Source organism: Sorangium sp. So ce362, assembly GCF_051519845.1.
Classification (GTDB): Bacteria; Myxococcota_A; Polyangia; order Polyangiales; family Polyangiaceae; genus Sorangium.
Genome location: NZ_CP150332.1, coordinates 9,626,380 through 9,643,372 on the forward strand (window position 1 = coordinate 9,626,380; position 16,993 = coordinate 9,643,372).

Annotated in this window: 12 protein-coding genes; 4 read left to right on the plus strand and 8 right to left on the minus strand. The window is 73.4% G+C overall.

Features of this window, described 5'->3' with window-relative positions:
• The first annotated feature begins 85 nt into the window (after positions 1-85).
• The 3 genes from WMF17_RS37020 (at position 86) to WMF17_RS37030 (ending at position 5,555) form a co-directional block, all read left to right on the plus strand.
• Positions 86-3,058, plus strand: a complete 2,973-nt coding sequence (locus WMF17_RS37020) for a GYF domain-containing protein (RefSeq protein WP_437645735.1) — start codon at positions 86-88, stop codon at positions 3,056-3,058.
• The gene (locus WMF17_RS37025) at positions 3,055-3,891 is read left to right on the plus strand and encodes a hypothetical protein (protein ID WP_437645737.1); all 837 of its coding nucleotides are present in this window, start codon (positions 3,055-3,057) and stop codon (positions 3,889-3,891) included. Before WMF17_RS37020 ends, WMF17_RS37025 begins: the two co-directional genes overlap by 4 nt.
• 194 nt (positions 3,892-4,085) lie before the next feature.
• Positions 4,086-5,555 carry an alginate export family protein gene (locus WMF17_RS37030; protein ID WP_437645739.1) on the plus strand — a complete coding sequence of 490 codons (1,470 nt, stop codon included), beginning with the start codon at positions 4,086-4,088 and terminating at the stop codon, positions 5,553-5,555.
• Between the two features lie 168 nt (positions 5,556-5,723).
• Here WMF17_RS37030 and ftsH read toward each other — a convergent pair whose 3' ends face one another.
• From ftsH to mnmA, 7 genes are all read right to left on the minus strand, one after another.
• Positions 5,724-7,670 (minus strand): ATP-dependent zinc metalloprotease FtsH, encoded by a 1,947-nt coding sequence (gene ftsH, locus WMF17_RS37035; RefSeq protein WP_437598093.1) that lies wholly within the window; start codon positions 7,668-7,670, stop codon positions 5,724-5,726.
• A gap of 171 nt (positions 7,671-7,841) precedes the next feature.
• Complete coding sequence (gene tilS, locus WMF17_RS37040; protein ID WP_437645741.1) at positions 7,842-8,843, minus strand: tRNA lysidine(34) synthetase TilS; 1,002 nt, start codon at positions 8,841-8,843, stop codon at positions 7,842-7,844.
• The gene (locus tag WMF17_RS37045; protein WP_437645743.1) at positions 8,840-9,115 is read right to left on the minus strand and encodes a hypothetical protein; all 276 of its coding nucleotides are present in this window, start codon (positions 9,113-9,115) and stop codon (positions 8,840-8,842) included. Before WMF17_RS37045 ends, tilS begins: the two co-directional genes overlap by 4 nt.
• A gap of 109 nt (positions 9,116-9,224) precedes the next feature.
• Positions 9,225-10,622 (minus strand): class I SAM-dependent RNA methyltransferase, encoded by a 1,398-nt coding sequence (locus tag WMF17_RS37050; protein WP_437645745.1) that lies wholly within the window; start codon positions 10,620-10,622, stop codon positions 9,225-9,227.
• On the minus strand, positions 10,619-12,886 hold the full coding sequence (locus WMF17_RS37055) for a protein kinase domain-containing protein (protein WP_437645747.1): 2,268 nt from the start codon (positions 12,884-12,886) through the stop codon (positions 10,619-10,621). Before WMF17_RS37055 ends, WMF17_RS37050 begins: the two co-directional genes overlap by 4 nt.
• A 190-nt stretch (positions 12,887-13,076) precedes the next feature.
• On the minus strand, positions 13,077-13,730 hold the full coding sequence (locus WMF17_RS37060) for a hypothetical protein (RefSeq protein ID WP_437598098.1): 654 nt from the start codon (positions 13,728-13,730) through the stop codon (positions 13,077-13,079).
• A complete protein-coding gene (gene mnmA, locus WMF17_RS37065) occupies positions 13,727-14,884 on the minus strand; it encodes a tRNA 2-thiouridine(34) synthase MnmA (protein ID WP_437598099.1) in 1,158 nt (385 codons plus the stop codon). Before mnmA ends, WMF17_RS37060 begins: the two co-directional genes overlap by 4 nt.
• A 146-nt stretch (positions 14,885-15,030) precedes the next feature.
• Between mnmA and WMF17_RS37070 the strand changes: the two genes are divergently transcribed.
• The gene (locus WMF17_RS37070; RefSeq protein ID WP_437598100.1) at positions 15,031-16,353 is read left to right on the plus strand and encodes a response regulator; all 1,323 of its coding nucleotides are present in this window, start codon (positions 15,031-15,033) and stop codon (positions 16,351-16,353) included.
• 61 nt (positions 16,354-16,414) lie between these two features.
• Here the strand turns inward: WMF17_RS37070 and WMF17_RS37075 are convergent, their stop codons facing one another.
• Positions 16,415-16,981, minus strand: a complete 567-nt coding sequence (locus WMF17_RS37075; RefSeq protein ID WP_437645749.1) for a CPBP family intramembrane glutamic endopeptidase — start codon at positions 16,979-16,981, stop codon at positions 16,415-16,417.
• Positions 16,982-16,993 lie beyond the last annotated feature (12 nt).

The window sequence follows — 16,993 nt, forward strand, 5'->3', positions numbered from 1 at the left end:
TCGCAAAGAACGCGCGGTACGATCGCGGAGTCGTGGATCACGTCCTGAAATTCAGGCGCTCTCGCAGGGGGAGGAGGGGCCGCCGTTGAGCGCGTGGCGATGGACGGATGAGCGCGGCGTCCAGCGGCTCGTGAGCACCGCCGAGCTGCGCAGCGCGCTGGCCGCCGGGGTCATCCCGGGCTCCACGCTCGTGTGGCGCCAGGGTATGGAGGCGTGGGCGCCGGCTTCCAGGCTGCCGGAGCTCGCCGACGCCGCGCAGCTCCGGCGCAAGCCGGAGGCGGGCGCCGCTGCGCCCGAGGAGCCGCCCGCCGGGGAGTCGGCTCGCGACAGCAGCGCGACGCTGGAGCTCGAGCTCGTCGAGGAGCTGGACCCGGCGCCCGCCCACCCCGGCCAGCGCACCGGCCCAGCGCCCCCGGACAGGTCCGCGAACGAGCGGAGACCGACGGCGCACCCGAGCCGTGGCACAGCGCGCCCGCAGCCGCCGCCCCCGCCGCCGCGGAAGCGCGAGTCCATGAGGACGCTCACGGGGATCGATGTTCCGGCGAGCGCGCCAGCCAGCGGACAGAGCGCTCCGATCGTCGTGCCATCGGCGGGCGGAACGTTCGACGCGGGGGTCGCCCGCGCGATCACGCAGCTGCCCCGCTACGACGGCTCCTCGACAGGCGACGAGGGAGCGCCCGCTATCCCGCGCGCGCCGAAGCTCCCCTCGGCGTCGGAGGAGCACGAGGACACGTCGTCCGGTCAGCATCCGGCCGGCGACGCAGACGTGGCCGCGGGCGGCGCCGGCGCGACGAGGGACGGCGACGAGCCCGCGGCGCCGAAGCGCGCGCCGGGCGCGGCAGCGCCCAGCAGGCCGGGCGCAGCGCCGAGGGCCGCGGGCTCGTCGCCGCGCGCAGCGAGACCGCCCCGGCCCCCGCCACTCCCTGTCGGCCGCGACGCGGCGCCCGCCGGCGCTGCGCCGCAGAACGATGGGCGCAGCGGCGCGGATCCGGGCGCCGTCAGGCCTCTCTCGGCAACGCCGCCCGCGCCGTCGAGCTCCAGCCGGGGCACGAAGCGGCCCGCGGCGGGACGCACCGTGCCGCCGCCCCCCGTGCCGGTCCGGTTCCCCGCGGTTCCGGCGAGGAGGCCTTCGGGCGCGCAGGCGCCCGATGCGCCGGCTCGGGCGGCGGCAGGCGCGAAGGCCCTCGTGCGCCTCGGCTCGCTCCCCGCGCCACCGCCGCGCCCTCCCGCGGAGGCTCTCCACGCGACGCCGATGGCACCGCCGCCGCTGCCCTTGCAGCCGGCGGTAGCGCTCCCGTTGCCCCCGGCTGCCCCGATCCCCCCGGCCGATGCAGCGCCCGTCTCGAGCGCCGCCGCCACCGCGGCGCTCGAGACCCGTGGACCTCGCCTTGCAAGCCTTGCGAGCCCTGCGATGTCCGGCAACGGTCTCCTGCCCCGCAGCGCCGAGAGCACGTCGGTCGACGACGGTCGGGATCCCTCGGCGAGCCACGCCGGCAGCGAGGCCCCCGAGCCCTCCACCACGACGGGACCGCACCGCGAGGCCAAGGAGCACTCCGCTGCGCCCGTGCCCGGCGAAACGAAGCGCTCCCCCCTGCCCGACGATACGTCGATGGGGCGCCGCGAGTACGCGACGATCCCTTCGGCCGGCGTCGGCGCAGGCTCGCCGCAGGGGAGCCCGGCCGCGCGCTCGTGGCCAGGCTTGCCCGGGCTACAGAGCTCGCAGCGCGGTCCGGCAGCCGCCGACGCGCCGCTTTCGCCGGGCCAGCGCTCCGATCGCAGCTCCGTCGCGGGATCGAGCGGCGGCGCGCCCGCGCTCGATCCGCGCGCGCTCGCGGCGCGACGCGCTCAGCCGCCCCTCGCGGGCTCGTCGAGCACGCTGGCGCGGGGCGATGGCAAGCGCTTCTCCACGGCGGTGCCCGTGCCGGTCTCGTCGCTCATCGGCATCTGCGGGGCAGCGGTGCTCATGAGCGTCGCCGCCTTCTTCGCGGGGCGCCACTCCGTCGCAACCCCACGGCGGCCGCCGGTCGCCACGGCGCGCCCCGCGCTCGGCGCCGCGCAGGACGTCGCGCGCTCGGCGATCCCCGTCCCGCTGAAGCCCTGCTGGGTGGCACGCCAGCCGCAGCAGTGGGCGCCGCTCGTTGCGAAGAGCATCCCCTTCGAGGTCACGGCGACGAAGGACGGCAAGCTCCTGGTGGGCTACGCCAAGAGCGCCATGGAGGCCGTCGGCCTCGAGGTCGATCCCGCGACCGGGAAGCGGAGCGAGCGGTTCTCGAACCGAGAGGCCGCCGACATCGTGAGCATCTCGCCCGTCGAGGACGCCTTCACCGTCCTCACGTCAGCGCAGCAGGCCATCCGCTCCCCGGTCAACGTCCCGGGGCCACGGCCCTTCGTCGTCGGTCTGGCGGACGGCGCCGTGGTGGCGGCCGACAACCCCGGCGCCACGCCTTCCCGGCTCTGGCCGGTGCAAGGCGACGAGCCGCTCGAGGCGCCGCGCGCCCTCGCGGCCGGGGCCCACGGTTACGCCGTCGCATTCCGCCGCGAGAAGGCCGTGTGGACAGGCTGGCTCGACGCCGAGCGCAGACCCGCCGGCGAGCTCACCCGCGTGACAGGCTCCGGAGGCGCGCTCGGCAAGCCGTCGCTCGGCTGGAACGAGCGCGCGCTCGCCGTCGTCTTCGCCGATCGGCCGATGGACGGGCGATGGGAGATCCGCGCCGGGCAAGCCGCGTCGGGCGATATCCCCGCGTCGACCCAGGTGATCCCGCTCCCTTCCGGCGGCCCCGGCGGCGACGCGTTCGCGCCGGACATCGCGGGGCTCAGCGATGGCCGCTGGCTCCTCGTGTGGACCGAAGGCCCTCCAGGGAGCCGCGCCATGCGCGCGCAGACCTTGGCGCCCAATTTCTCCCCGATCGGGGATCCGATCGCGCTCTCCCCCCCCGCCGGGAACTTCGGCCAGGGCGTGCTCGGCGTCTCGCCGCGCTCGGGCTACGTGGGCGTGGTGTTCCTCTCGAAGCCCGCCGCGAGCTACGAGCTCTGGGGGGTCATCCTCCAATGTGGATGACGAGGGCCTCGGACGGCGCGAGCCGGCTCCGGGCGGCGGCGCTGGCGCTGCTGCTCGTCGCGGCGCACGCGCCAATGATCGCCGCGTGCGCCGCGCAGACGTCGCAGATCGAGCAGGGTCGGGCCCTGCGCACGGGCAAGCAGCCCTACGACGAGTTCTTCGAGGCCACGCGCGCGCTCCGCGAGGAGTCGCTGAAGGCCGAGGAGCTCGCGGACGCGGCGCAGGCCGAGCTCGCGCGCGCGCTGGGGCTCGACCGGAGGTCGGCCGGCGATGCGATGCTCGACGCGGCGCGCGCGCGCGCCGCGGAGCTCCGCGCGTCGGGCGTGCGGCTCCACGTCGAGCTCGTGCCAGAAGCGCGGCTCGTGAACGCCCGGGGCGGGCGCTCGCCCGACGCGGACGACAGGGGCGTCATCGAGGCGTTCGAGGCGTCCTTGAAGAGCTCCCTCGCGGCGGCGAAGCAGCTCGACGAGCTGTCGAGGCGCGCCGTGGAGCTCGAGAAGAAGCGGGCGTCCCTGGCAGCCGAGTCGGCCGAGGCCATGGCGGGCGATCCGCAGCGCCGCGATGTGAAGCGCGAGCTCGCGGCGGCCGAGCGCGTGCTCGCCGAGGCGGGCGCGTCCGCCGAGCGGCACGCCGGCAGGGCGTCGAAGCTCGCGCTCGATCTGGTGCTCGCGGTCGATGCGGGCGGCGCTCCGGCGCGGCGAGGCGCGGCGAGGCGACCCCTGTCGAGGCAGCCTGCCGGCAGCGTCAAGGCGCCGCCGCAGCGCGGGAGCGGCGCAGGGGCCGCGCCGAAGCCGCCGAAGCCGCCGCACGGCGAGGACGATTTCGATCCCTGACGCCGCCGGCGCGGCGGCTCGCCTTGCCCGACGCCGGCACCGCCGGACGGGAGCGGCGCTGCTTCCCCACTTGTCCGACGAGCGTCGGGACGCCTATCCTCCGCGAGCGATCCAGGAGCGCGGCCCGCCTGAACGCCGCGCGCCGGGCCGCGCATCTGCCGTTCGACGACCCCGCGCTCCGGCCCTCCTCGCTGATGATCCGATCCCTGCCGTTCGCCTCCATCGCTCTGGGATCGGCGCTCCTGGCGATCGCGCTCGCGCCCCGGACTGCGGCGGCTCAGGCGCCGCCGCAGTCGGAGGGCGTGCCCCTCGGCGGGTTCACGTTCCGCCCGTCGGTGGAGCTCCGGCTCCGCGGCGAGTTCCGCCGGTACCCCGTGGACACGGGCGGCGACGTCTACAGCTCGAACGCTGTGCTCGCCGAGGGCTTCGGGGGCGCGCTGCCGCCGCTCCTCGACACCGGCAACGTGGTCAAGACCCAGTGGTTCTTCGTCCAGCGCGCGCGCCTCGGTCTGGCCGTCGATCACGGGCCCGTCACGGGCGTCTTCACGCTGCAGGACACGCGGCTCTGGGGGAGCGACGACGCGATCTTCGTCGGGGCGGGCGAGCCGTCCCTCCCGGAGACGGCGCCCTACGAGGCTTACGTCGACCTGCACACGCGCTCGGGACGCCGCGCCTTCGTCCGGCTGGGCCGGCAACGGATCGCGTGGGGCGACGGTCGCCTGATCGGGGCGAACGACGAGACGCTCACTGCGCGCTCGCTCGATGGCGTGCGCGCAGGGGTGCAGCTCGGCAACGTCGACCTCGAGGCGATGGCCGTGCTCCTCGCGGCGCCTGGCGGTGCTCCGCCCGAGGTGTCCGGGACGCGCAAGCCCATCTCCGCCGGGACGGGGACGCAGCTCTATGGCCTGAACGCGATCTGGCGCGTCGCTCCCCTGCTCCACCTCGAGGCCACGGCGCTCGCGCGTATCGCCCGCGAGCCTCGGCCGAGCTGGCTCACGCCCGGAGATACCGTGGTCCTCGACGCGCGCGTCTCCGGCGAACGTCGGGGCTTCCGCTATGCGCTCGAGGGGGCCTACGAGCTCGGCCGCGTCGCCACCTTCACGGCCGACCGCCCGCTCGGCGCGTTCGCGGCCGCTGCGCGGGCGGCGCTCGAGACCTCCCTCCCCGCCCACCTCACCTTCAGCGCCCGCGGCGCCTACGCGACGGGCGACGACGGCGCGCTCGAGGAGGGCGAGACGCAGCGCCGCTTCGATCCGATCCTGCCCGACGCGCAGGACAACCACGGCCCCATGGGGCTCTACGCGTGGTCCAACGTGATCGAGGCGGGCGGAGGCGTCCGCGCCTCCCCCCTCGACGCGATGACCGTCGCCGCCGGCTATACGTTCGTCGGCCTCGCCTCGCCCGGGGGCAGGTGGGTGACCGCGCGCCTCCTTCCGGTCGGCGCCGCCGCTGACAACGAGAGCCGGACGCTGGGCCACGAGATCGACGTCTCGCTCGCCTTCCAGCCGTGGGAGCCGCTGCGCTTCGCGCTCGGCTACGGCCTGTTCATCTTCGGCGACGGCGCCCAGGCGATCGTCGGGAAGGCGAACCGCGCGCACGACGACGGCCGCCCGGCAAACCTGCAGCAGTGGGCGTTCTTGCAGACAACCCTGAGCGCCCCCTGAGACGAGCCAGGGCGACGCCGGGTCGCGCGCGTCAGTGCGCCGCGTGCGCCGCCGTTCGGAGGTGAGGGGGATTCGAGGCGTCTCGGATGGCCGCGCCGTACCGTGTGGCGCCGCGGCGGTGCGGGGGCTCGCCCTGTTGGCCGGGCGCGGCCCCCGCGCGCTTCGCGATCAGGTGCTCGGGGCAGGCTTCGGGGTGCCGAAGATGCTGGCCGCGCGGCGCTTCTCCTTGGCGGCGCGATCGCGATCGCTGTAGCTCGGGATCACGACGCGCTGGCGCTGCGGCAGCTCGCGGCCGGAGACGATGGCGTCGACCTCCTCGGCGTCCAGCGTCTCGCGCTCGAGGAGCGCCGTGGCGAGCCGCTCGAGGATCTCGCGGTTGTCGGTGAGGAGCTGCCGCGCCTCGGCGTGGGCGTCGAGGATGAACCGCCGCACCTCGTCGTCGATCTGGTTGGCGATCGTCTCCGAGTAGTCGCGGCGCCGGCTCGTGAAATCGCGCCCGAGGAACACGCTCTCCTCGTCCGAGCCGTACGAGATCGGCCCGATGACGTCGCTCATACCGAACTCGGTCACCATGCGCCGCGAGAGGTTCGACGCCTGCTTGATGTCGTTGCCCGCGCCGGTCGTGAACTGGCCGAAGATGATCTCCTCCGCGACGCGGCCGCCCATCAGCACCGAGAGCCGCGCCTTGGCGAAGTCCCGCGACATGCTGAGCCGGTCCTCCTTCGGCAGCTGCTGCGTGAGGCCGAGCGCCGGGCCGCGCGGGATGATCGTCACCTTGTGGACCGGATCCGAGAACTTCTCCAGGAGCTTCGCGACCAGCGCGTGACCGGCCTCGTGGTAGGCCGTGGTCCGCTTCTCCTCGTCGCTGATGACCATGCTGCGGCGCTCGGCGCCCATCATCACCTTGTCCTTGGCCATCTCGAAGTCGACCATCGTGACGACGTCCTTGTCCTGACGCGCCGCGAGGAGGGCCGCCTCGTTGACCAGGTTCTCGATGTCGGCGCCGACGAAGCCGGGCGTCCCGCGCGCCAGGATCTCCATGTCGACGTCCGTGCCGAGCGGGACCTTCTTCGTGTGGACGCGGAGGATGCCCTCGCGGCCACGCACGTCGGGGCGGTTCACGACGATGCGCCGATCGAAGCGGCCAGGCCGCAGGATCGCAGGGTCGAGGACGTCGGGGCGGTTCGTCGCGGCGACGATGATCACGCCCTCGTTCGACTCGAAGCCGTCCATCTCGACGAGCAGCTGGTTCAGCGTCTGCTCGCGCTCGTCGTGACCGCCGCCGAGGCCCGCGCCGCGGTGGCGGCCGACCGCGTCGATCTCATCGATGAAGATGATGCACGGCGCGTGCTTCTTGCCCTGCTCGAACAGGTCGCGCACCCGGCTCGCGCCGACGCCGACGAACATCTCGACGAAATCCGAGCCGGAGATCGAGAAGAACGGCACCCCCGCCTCGCCGGCGATCGCGCGCGCGAGGAGCGTCTTGCCCGTCCCGGGGGGGCCCATCATCAGGACGCCCTTCGGGATCCGGCCGCCGAGCTTCTGGAACTTCTTCGGGTCCTTGAGGAACGCGATGATCTCCTCGAGCTCGTCCTTCGCCTCGTCGATGCCCGCGACGTCGGCGAACGTCACCTTGTTCTGCGCCTCGCTGAGCAGCCGCGCGCGCGACTTGCCGAAGCTCATCGCCTTGCCGCCGCCGGCCTGGAGCTGGCGCATGAACAGGTAGAACATCACGAGCAGGAAGATCGTCGGCAGGAGGTACATGATGGCCCCCGGCCAGAACGGAGAGGCGTCCTCCTTCTCGAAGTACACCGCGACCTTGTTGTCGACGATCGTCTTCGTGATCTGGTCGGCGTTGTCAGGGCCGATCGTGACCTTCTTCGTCTTCGCCCCGCTCTTCGGATCCTTGACCCAGAAGGTGTACTCGCGGTCCTTGATGGTGACCGACTCGACGTGCGGTTCCTGGTCCTTGGGCTCGACCTGGACCTGGGCCATGAACTCGCTGAACGCGACCTGCGTGGCGGGCCGGGAATCCGGGCTCAAGAACTGCCAGATCGCCAAGAACATCATGATCAGCAGAACCCAGAGCAGCAGCGTCTTGTGCGATTGCTTCACGAGGACCCTCTAAGCTCGCGCGGCGAGCCGGCGTGTACCGAAATTGTACGCGTGTTCCAGTCAGCATGCCACCCGTCAGCTCGGTCGTCGACCGCTCGACCGCGGGTCTTCCCCGCGCTGACACGGCGAAAAAGGGAACTCGACAGGGGACGCGGGTGGGGTTGCATGCGGTCAGGCCCCGCGACGTACAGACTTGTCCTCGATAAGCACGCTGGACTCCTCTGGAAAGCCCAGGGAGATCTCTCCACCGCCGCGAACCCGGACGCGCAGCGGCCGCCCGAGCTTGCGAGCCCGCTCGATCGCGAGCCGCTGCGCCCGGCCGAGCGGCACCGAGAGCGGCTCGCTGCCGCTGAGGACGGCCGCCTCTCCGCCGGAAGGCGGATCTCGGCCGGCAACGAGCATGTCCGAGAGCGCGCAGAGGTGCTCGACGATCGCCGGCGACAGGTCCTCGAGGAGGGGGAGGAGCTCGCGACGAACGCGAACACGGGTGAAACGGGGGTCGCCGTTGCTGGGATCCTCCGCGAAGGCCAGATGATGTCGGCTGAGGTGGGCCAGCACGTCGGCGCGGCGGGCGAGGAGCAGCGGGCGGATGAGCTCGACGCCGGCTGCCGAGCCCGCCTCCACACCGCTGCGCGCCGCGCCGGCGGCCTCAGGCCAGAGCGGAGCGCGCGGCGGCAGCACGGCCAGGCCTCGCGGCCCCGCGCCCCGCAGCAGGCGCAACAGCACCGTCTCGGCCCGGTCGTCCGCGGTATGGCCAGTCGCGATCGCGCGGGCGCCGTGCGCCGCCGAGGCAGCCGCGAGCGCGGCGAACCGGGCGGAACGCGCCCTGGCCTGGAGATTCGCGCCGGGCGCCACGTCCACACGGGTGCTGGCATAGGGGACGCCGAGCCGCTCGGCCAGGTCGCGCGCGATCGCGAGCTCGGTCGCGGCCGCCGCGCGCAGGCCGTGGTCGACGCCGTGCGCGACGACCACGTGGCCGATCCGCCGCCGGAGCAGCGCCAGGACGTGCAGCAGCGCCGTCGAGTCGGGGCCTCCAGAGCAGGCGCACAGGACCACGTCGCCGCGAGCGAGCAGCCGCTCGTCCCGGATCAGCCGCTCGGCGAGGCGGATCAGCGACGGGGGGTGCGACCGGCCCCGCCTGGGCGGCGGGGGAGGTCCGGGGGACGGGCTCATCGCAGCTCGAACGCCTTGCAGAAGATGATCGCGTCGCGATCGTCGAGCGACGGACTCACGTGCGGCGCGACCGGGTAACCGAGCGAGCAGCGCGGCGCGCGCTCGGAAAGCACGGCGACGCCCTCGTCGCGCTCGGTCTCCGCCGGATCGAACGAGGCGCAATCGGGGCAGGCGAACACGAGACGATAGCGCCGCGCCTCGTCGCGGAGGCGCTCGTCGAGGTGGTGAATCATCCCCGCAGCGTAGCGCAAGCCGCTGGGCGGAGGCGCCATGCGGCCGCTCCGCAGCCCGCGGTCCGGGCTCGGCGGCGCTGTCTGCAGCGCGGCGAGCTGCCCCGTGGGACCGCGCAGCGCGGCGAGCTGCCCCGTGGGACCACGCAGCTCAGCGAGCCGACCGGCGGGCGCGGGTGAGGCGGACGATCGATTCGATGTGGCTCGTCTGAGGGAAGAGTTCGACCGCCTCGATGTCCGTGATCTCGAAGCCGCCGCGGAGGATGACGCCGAGGTCGCGCGCCAGGGTGGCCGGGTCGCACGAGACGTAGACGACCACGCGCGCGCCCGAGGCCGCGATCGCGCGCGCCGCGCCGGGCGCCCCGCCGCGCGGAGGATCCAGCACCACGACGTCGGAGCGCGCCGGGATCGGGACCTGATCGGCGTCCGCCTCGATCGCCCTGCCAGCGAGGCCGCGGGCGGCGAGGTTCTGGCGCAGGCAAGCGACCGCGTCGGGCGAGAGCTCCACCGCCGTGAACGACGCGAGCGCCGGAGCTCCCGGGGCGGCGGCGTCGGCAGGCTCGGCGACCGGAGAAGGTCGCGGCGCGCCGCGCGCGAGGAGCGCCGAGAGCGTCCCGCTCCCGGCGAACAGCTCCAGGACGTGCGGCGGCCGGGTCGAGTCGAGGTGAGCGAGCTCGGCGGCGCGGCGGGCGAGCACGGCGCCGCCCTCCTCGGACGGCTGCCCGAAGCCGCCCGGCGCGAGGAGCAACGGCAGGCCGTCGGCGCCCAGGATCGCCGGCCGCGGATCACCGAACGACGCGGCCTCGCGCGCGCCGTCCAGCGTGACGCGGGCGCCGGCCCACGCGCCGCGGGCCGTGCGCTCGTCGAGCAGCTGCCACACGGCCGGCGGGAGCTGGCCGCGCCACAGGATCTCGACCACCGGGCGGCCCGATGCGCCCTGCGAGATGAGGACATCGCCCTCCCCCTCGGCCCCGCGGAGGACGCCGGGCAGCTCGCCGGCGAGCGGCGCGATCGCGTCGACCAGCACCAGGCAGCGGTCGATCGCCACGACGGCGTGCGTCCTCGGCGCGCGGTAGCCCACGCGCACCTCGCCGCGCTCCGCGCGCGCGAACAGCCGCGCGCGCGATCGATAGCCGAGCGGCTGAGGCGCGGGATGCACACGGATCGGCGGCAGATCGGCGTCGGTGAGCGAGGTCGCCCGCGCGATCGCTTGCCGGAGGATCTGCTCGTGCGCGGCCTGCTGCGCCTCGACGCGGACGTGCATCCAGTCGCAGCCGCCGCAGGCGTCCGCGAAGCGGCAGGGCGGAGCGATGCGGTCGGCGCTCGGCTCGACCACGCGGAGCAGCCTGCCCCTCGCCGGGCGCGCGCTCCGATCGAGCTCGACCTCCACGAGGTCCCCCGGCGCCGTCGCGGGGACGAAGACGACCTCGCCCGCGAGCCGACCGACCCCCGCGCCGCCTGCGGCCAGCGCATCGATGCGCAGCTGAGCTCGCTCGCCGGCGAGGGGCCGCGCCCTGCCACCGCTCGAGCGGCGCTGAACAGCCTTCATCCCTTCATCGTAACGCGCCGCAGGCCCGTCGGGTCGCGGTGGACGAGAGAAGCTTCGCCGACGAGCGTGAGCGCGCGCTCGCGCCCGCCCCCCGCGGACCCCACGAACGCACCGGAACGCGGCTGGCCGGTGGTGGTCGCGCCGGTCGAGGCGGGCGGCGCCGCATCGACGCCCCTGGAGGGCGAGGGCTGCACGGTCATCGTCTTGATGTAGATCAGCGCGCCGATGCCGATGACGCACAGCGCGGTGAGGGCGATGACGGCGACGAGCACGAGCGTGTTCCTGCCATTTCCCTTGGACACCGCGTCCTGCGTGGCGGCCCAGATGGCCGCCGGATCGGGGCGCGGCAGGGAGAGCGCTGTCTCGATCTGCGACTGGGGAGGCTGCGCCGGCGCGGTGGGCGCGAACAGCTGGGCCTGCCCCGAGGTCGTCGATACCGGAGGCGGAAACGCCGGTGCGGGCGAGCCGGCGAGAGGCGGAGGAGCCTGAGCATAGCCCTGGCCGTTGAACGGCAGCGCGTACGGGACGGCAGCTTGCCCCTGCGGCGACGCGTCGAAGGCAGGGGTCCTGCTCACCTGCCGGTAACGCAGAGCATCGCTCGGGCCATGGGGGACCTGAGCCGGGATCTGGAGCGGAGCCTTCAGCGGGAGCGCGAGCGTGGACGCGAGCGAATCGTCCAGATCGCTGTCCAGGAGGTTCCCCTTGGGGAGGGTAATCCGATCGTCCGTGTCGAGGTCGAGCGGAAGAGTTGGATTCGCCGGGATCGGCGGAGGCGGAGCCATGGGGTGGCCGCCGGGCGCCCGCGGTGGGCTCGCGGACCCGGGCGGCGCGCCGGGACGCACGGTGGGAAGAGCGGACCGGACGCCGCGCTGCGAAGGCGGCGCTGGTGTCCGCTCCGGGACCATGCCGGCCGCCGGGCGCAGCATCGGGCGCTCGCCGTACGGGAGCGGCCGCACCGGCTCGGCGTGCTCGCGCGTCGCGACCGTCGTCGGGACATCCTCGTCGTCGTCCATCAGCGACGTGGCCACCATCTGCCGGCCGGCCGCGTCCCGCTGCGGCGTGCGCCCGACCGGCGCGATCCCGCTCGCCGGCGCGGCGTTCTGCGAGACCTGCGGCGGCGTGAGACGCTCGTGCGGCTCAGGCTCCCGGTCGCGGCCGCGAAGCCCGACGCTGTCCGTGGCCGTGGTCGAGCTTCGCCCGCGCACCTGCTCGACGTTGATCGTGGACGTCACCTCCGCCGCCCACGCGAGGTGCGCCTCGCGCTTCTGGATGCGGTCGACAAACACCTGCTGCACGAAGTGCGCGACCTCCTCGGAGCCGACGAAGATCCCGCTCCTCATCAGGAAATTTTGCAAGGCCCGTGAAAATTCGCGCGCCGTCTGGAAGCGATCCTGCCTGTGCTTGGCGAGCGCCTTCATGACGACGCTCTCCAGCTCGATGGGGTAGTCGGGCACGATCGTGGACGGCGGCGGGACCACGCAGGCCTGCACCTTCTCGAGGGTGTCGAGATCCGTGTCCATCCGGAAGAGGCGCTGGTTCGTCGTGAGCTCCCAGAGGACGACCCCGAGCGCGAACACATCGGTCGTGCGATCGACCTCAATGCCCCGCACCTGCTCGGGAGACATGTACGCCAACTTGCCTTTCAGCGTTCCCGCACGGGTGGACGACAGCCGATCGGCGACCTTGGCGATCCCGAAATCCACGACCTTGGTGTAGCCGTCGTAGGTGAGGAACAGGTTGTGCGGCGTCACGTCGCGGTGCACAAGGCCGAGCAGCTGGCCGTTCTTTCCACGCAGCTCGTGGGCGGCGTGGAGCCCCTCTGCTGCATCGGAGCAGATGCGCGCAGCGAGCTCAGGCGAGAGGCGCAGCCGGCGCTCCTCTGCGCGGCGCATCACCTCCCGGAGCGGCTCGCCGTGGAGGTATTCCATGGCGATCCAGTAGGTGTTGTCGTCCTTCCCGAGGTCGAAGACCTGCGCGACATTGGCGTGGTTGATGCCAGCCGCGATGCGCGCCTCGTCCAGGAACATGTCGACGAACTGATCGTCCTCGACCAGATGAGGATGGATCCGCTTGATCGCGACCCATTTCTGGAAGCCGCCCGGACCATCCATGCGGGCCAGGTGAACGCTCGCCATTCCGCCCACCCCGATCTCGTCGACCACGCGGTAACGACCCAGGAAGTAGGTCCCCTGCTGCTTCTCGGGCTCCTTCGCGCGCGCTTCTGGCGATGAATGGGTCGACCCGGGGCTGTGAGGTCCGCCCATTCGTGATGCGGGTCGCGGCGGGGGTTGGGGCATGAGCGGTCACTACTTTACCGCGAGTTCGCGGCGCTTTGCCATGTCGTCTCGGCCGGGAGACCTGGCAGATGGTCAGCTTCAATCCACCTGGGTGCTGAAGGTTGCTGTCCCGACAGGTAGGACACCACCAGAGGCCCAGGACGGAGTGGCGACGGGCTCAGGGGAACGGTTGCCCAGGTTGACCTCGCTCGAAGTAGAACCGGAAACTCCCGGTGACCCGCGAGAGGAGCTCCTGCGGGATGGCGTCCGCTGGATGGCCGAGCCCGGCGTCGCGAGGATCACCGACCCAGATGTCGAACGTCGCGTCCGTGTACTTGTCGACCGCGGCCGTCTCGTTGGGATCGCCGCTGAACAGCGCGTGGAACTTGATGGTCCCATCGACGGCGTAGAGCACGATGTTCTGGTTGTGGCACGACCTCTGGAGGTACAGCGCCATGTGAACGAGCGGGGCGAGCCCCTCCGGCTTCGGCGTCGGCGGAGGCGAGCCCGGCAGCTCGACGCCGGGCGGGAGCCCGACGCTCAGGTCGACGTCGAGCTTGTTCACCTGCTCGTCCCCGCGGATGAGGGCGACGTCATCGATCAGGACCGCGAGGCCGTCCGAGACCTCCTGGAGATCGCTGCCCCGCTGCACCCGGATCAGCAGCGTGGAGCGGTAGGGGACCGCGGCGAAGAAGTCGGGGCGCATGTCGTAGCTGTCGTCCCAGCAGCCCGCCGCCCGCAGCCGCGAGCTGTAGACCTCGCCGTCCCCCTGCCCGAGCGAGCACCCCAGCGAGAGCGCGCAGGCAAGGGGCACGAGCAGGCGAGCCGTCACGACGCCGCCCCCGCGCGAAGGGCGGCCTGGATGCGGCCGCCGCCGAGGACGCGGTCGCCCCGGTAAACGACGGCCATCTGACCGGGAGAGACGGCGCGCACCGGGCTGGCGAACCGCGCCACGAAGCTCTCCGCGCCCGTCGCAGGGTCGCGCCGCCGCTCGATGACGCCGGGCGCCCCCTCGTGCCGCGCGCGGACCCGCACCTCGGCCTCCAGGGGGAAGACCGCATCGTCGCACCACACGGCGTCGGTGATCTCGGCGCCCGCGGCGTAGAGGTCGCCCTCGTCGCCGAGCTGCACCGCGCCGGACCCCGCGTCGAGGCCCACGACGAACGCGGGGCGCCCGAGCGAGACGCCGATGCCCTTGCGCTGGCCCACCGTGAACCCGTGCACCCCGCCATGCGACCCGACCACGCGGCCGTCCCGATCGACGATGGGGCCGGGCCGGAGCCTGTCCGCCGCGCGCTCGGCCACGAAGGGCGCGTAGCGGCCGGAGGGGATGAAGCAGAGCTCCTGGCTCTCGCCCTTCTCGGCGCCCGGGAGCCCGCGGGCGATCGCCTCGGCGCGCACCTCCTCCTTTGTCGAGTCGCCGAGCGGGAAGAGGAGCCGCGACAGCTCGTCCGACCGGAGCATGTGCAGGAAATAGCTCTGATCCTTGTGTCGATCGCGGCCGCGGTAGAGCCGGGCGCCGCCCTCCTCCACGACGACCCGCGCGTAATGGCCCGTCGCCACCCACGCGACGCCCAGCCGCTCCGCCAGCGGGAACAGCTCCCGGAGCTTGACCGAGCGGTTGCAGGCCACGCACGGGCTCGGCGTCTCGCCCGCGAGGTAGGCGTCGACGAACGGATCGACGACGTGCTCGCGGAACAGGGCGCGGCGGTCGAAGGTGTAGTGCGGGATCCCGAGGTGGTCGGCGACCCGGCGGGCGTCGTGCTGATCCTCGGGCGCGCAGCAGCGGCTCTTGACGCTGCCGTCGTCGGGGTAGTCCCAGAGGTGCAGCGTCACGCCGACGACCTCGTAGCCTGCGTCGCAGAGGCGCGCCGCGGCGACCGCGGAGTCGACGCCGCCGCTCATCGCGATGAAGACGCGAGCCCCCGGGGAGAGCCGCTCGCCGGGCTGCGCCGTACCGTCGGCCTCTCGGACAGGAGTTGCCATTTCCGTTCTTATAGCGTGAATCGCTCGCCGCGGTCGGGCGCCACGGGCGAACACGCGCGGGGCAGCAGCGCGCAGCCGGAGGATCAGATCGGCTCGCCGCCATTCACCCTTGGCCCCGCGCGCGGCGCGCGTGTACCGTCTGCCAGATGCCGAGCGGGGTCGTGCTCGTGATCGAGGACGAGGAGTATGTCGCGGACCTGCTCGCCACCGCGATCCGCGAGGCGGGTTACGAGATCATCTACTGCGCCACCGCGGAGGCCGGGCTCTCGACCGCCTGCACGCTGGAGCCCGAGTGCATCGTCTGCGACGTCGGCCTGCCCGACCACGACGGCTACTGGGTCGCCCGCAACGTCCGCACCCAGCCGTCGCGGGTGTCCGTCACCCCCTTCCTTTTCCTCTCCGCCCTCGACGACCAGCAGTCCCGCCTCGAGGGGTTCCACGTCGGCGCCGACGTCTACATGACCAAGCCGTTCCGGGTCGGCGACGTCGTCGCGCAGATCGGAGCCCTCGTGCAGATGGCGTCCCGCCTCCGCCAGCGGCGGGACAGCCTCATGTCCATCCCTGCCTCCGTCGACCAGACCGCGATCGAGGGCGACCTCAGCCAGATGTCCATCGCGACGGTCCTCACGGTCCTCGAGATGGAGCGGCGGTCGGGCGTGTTCGAGGTGAGCAGCAAGAAGCGGCGCGCTCAGCTCGACATCGCCGAGGGGTGCATCGTCCAGGGGACCGTGGGCGGCACGCGCGTCTCGGCGCTCGGCGCGCTCCGCACCATGCTGGCCTGGAAGGTCGGACGATTCGCGTTCATTCCGGGCAGCCATCCCGTGCCGTCGGAGCGAAAATCCATCGCCGCCTACCTGCTCGAGGCCACCCGGCTCGAGGACGAGAGCACCCGCGTCGATCTGCAGCTCCCGCCGTCGCGGCGCCGCCCGGAGCCCCGGATCGCGACGACGGCGCTCGGCGGGCCGTCGTCCCTCCTGGACGACGTCGCGCCGCCGTCGTCGCGCGCGCCGCTCGAGGAGCGCCTGCGCCGCGGGCCTGGCGCCACGCCGCGGAAGGCGGCCGACAGCGTCCTGACCATCTCCGATGTGCCGCCGTCCATCGAGCTGAGCTTCGAGCTCGAGGCTGCGCCCCCGGGGGCGCCCCCGACGCTGCGCTCGCTCGCCCGCATGGCCGCGCAGCCGCCGTCGAGCCGGCGCGGCGCGGCGGAGAGCGAGCCTCCCACGGTCCCGCGCGGCAAGAGCTGGCCCTCCCCGTCACGACCGCCGTCCCGCCGGCCGACCGAGTCGCCGCCTTCGCCGGGCCGCGCGGGCGAGGGGCAACGCGCCGTGGAGAAGGGCGATCTCTCCCGCGGGACCCTCGCTCCTTCGGCGAGCCAGCCGGCGAGCGACGAAGGTCCGTCGCGCACGAGCCCGGTCCCCCAGCGACCGGTGCCTGCCAGGCCTCCCCGCCCCGACGCGAAGAAACGTTGAAGGCTGGGGGCCTCTCCCCTCCCAGGGGCCGGGTAGCTCGGCAAGACCTCTCCCCAACCGACTAGAGCGTCGCCGGCCGCTCCGCCTCGCCCGGATCGTGGTCGCGCAGGTAGCTCAGGTTCACCGCGTTCACGACGGCGTGCGCAAGGAACGGCCCGACGAGCGACCCCGTCGCGGCGAAGATGGCGCCGAGCCCCGCGCCGACCGCCATGGCCCACCCCACCCAGACCCAGCGGCTCGGCCCGCGTATCTGGTGCGCCAGGCCGAAGACGAGCGCGCTCAGCAGCACGCCGAGGAGCGGCGTCAGGAGCCCGCGGAAGAGCAGCTCCTCCCCGAGGCTCGAGAGCCCCGCGAGGAGCAGCACCTGGCCGAGCGAGAGGTCCAGCGCGACAGGGCGGAGCTCGCTGTGCAGCCGCCGCGCCCAGTCGAACCGGGCCACGGCGATGCGGGTCATCACGACGACCCCGGCCGCCAGCGTGAGACCGAGCGCTGCGCTCGCCAGCAGCGCGGCCAGCGGCGGCAACGACAGCCACGGGCTCGGGTGGATCCACGGCAGTCCATCCCGCAGCACCAGGGCCAGCGCGATCGCCAGCGCCGCGAGGACGAGGTAGCCGGAAGCCGCGCGCATCGTCGCGTCGGT

Coding starts and splice junctions, on each gene's coding strand:
- WMF17_RS37055 (WP_437645747.1), bottom strand. CDS start 12,886: ATGGGCGGACCTCACAGCCCCGGGTCGACCCATTCATCGCCAGAAGCG.
- WMF17_RS37050 (WP_437645745.1), bottom strand. CDS start 10,622: ATGAAGGCTGTTCAGCGCCGCTCGAGCGGTGGCAGGGCGCGGCCCCTC.
- tilS (WP_437645741.1), bottom strand. CDS start 8,843: ATGAGCCCGTCCCCCGGACCTCCCCCGCCGCCCAGGCGGGGCCGGTCG.
- WMF17_RS37075 (WP_437645749.1), bottom strand. CDS start 16,981: ATGCGCGCGGCTTCCGGCTACCTCGTCCTCGCGGCGCTGGCGATCGCG.
- WMF17_RS37045 (WP_437645743.1), bottom strand. CDS start 9,115: ATGGCGCCTCCGCCCAGCGGCTTGCGCTACGCTGCGGGGATGATTCAC.
- WMF17_RS37070 (WP_437598100.1), top strand. CDS start 15,031: ATGCCGAGCGGGGTCGTGCTCGTGATCGAGGACGAGGAGTATGTCGCG.
- WMF17_RS37025 (WP_437645737.1), top strand. CDS start 3,055: ATGACGAGGGCCTCGGACGGCGCGAGCCGGCTCCGGGCGGCGGCGCTG.
- WMF17_RS37030 (WP_437645739.1), top strand. CDS start 4,086: ATGATCCGATCCCTGCCGTTCGCCTCCATCGCTCTGGGATCGGCGCTC.
- mnmA (WP_437598099.1), bottom strand. CDS start 14,884: ATGGCAACTCCTGTCCGAGAGGCCGACGGTACGGCGCAGCCCGGCGAG.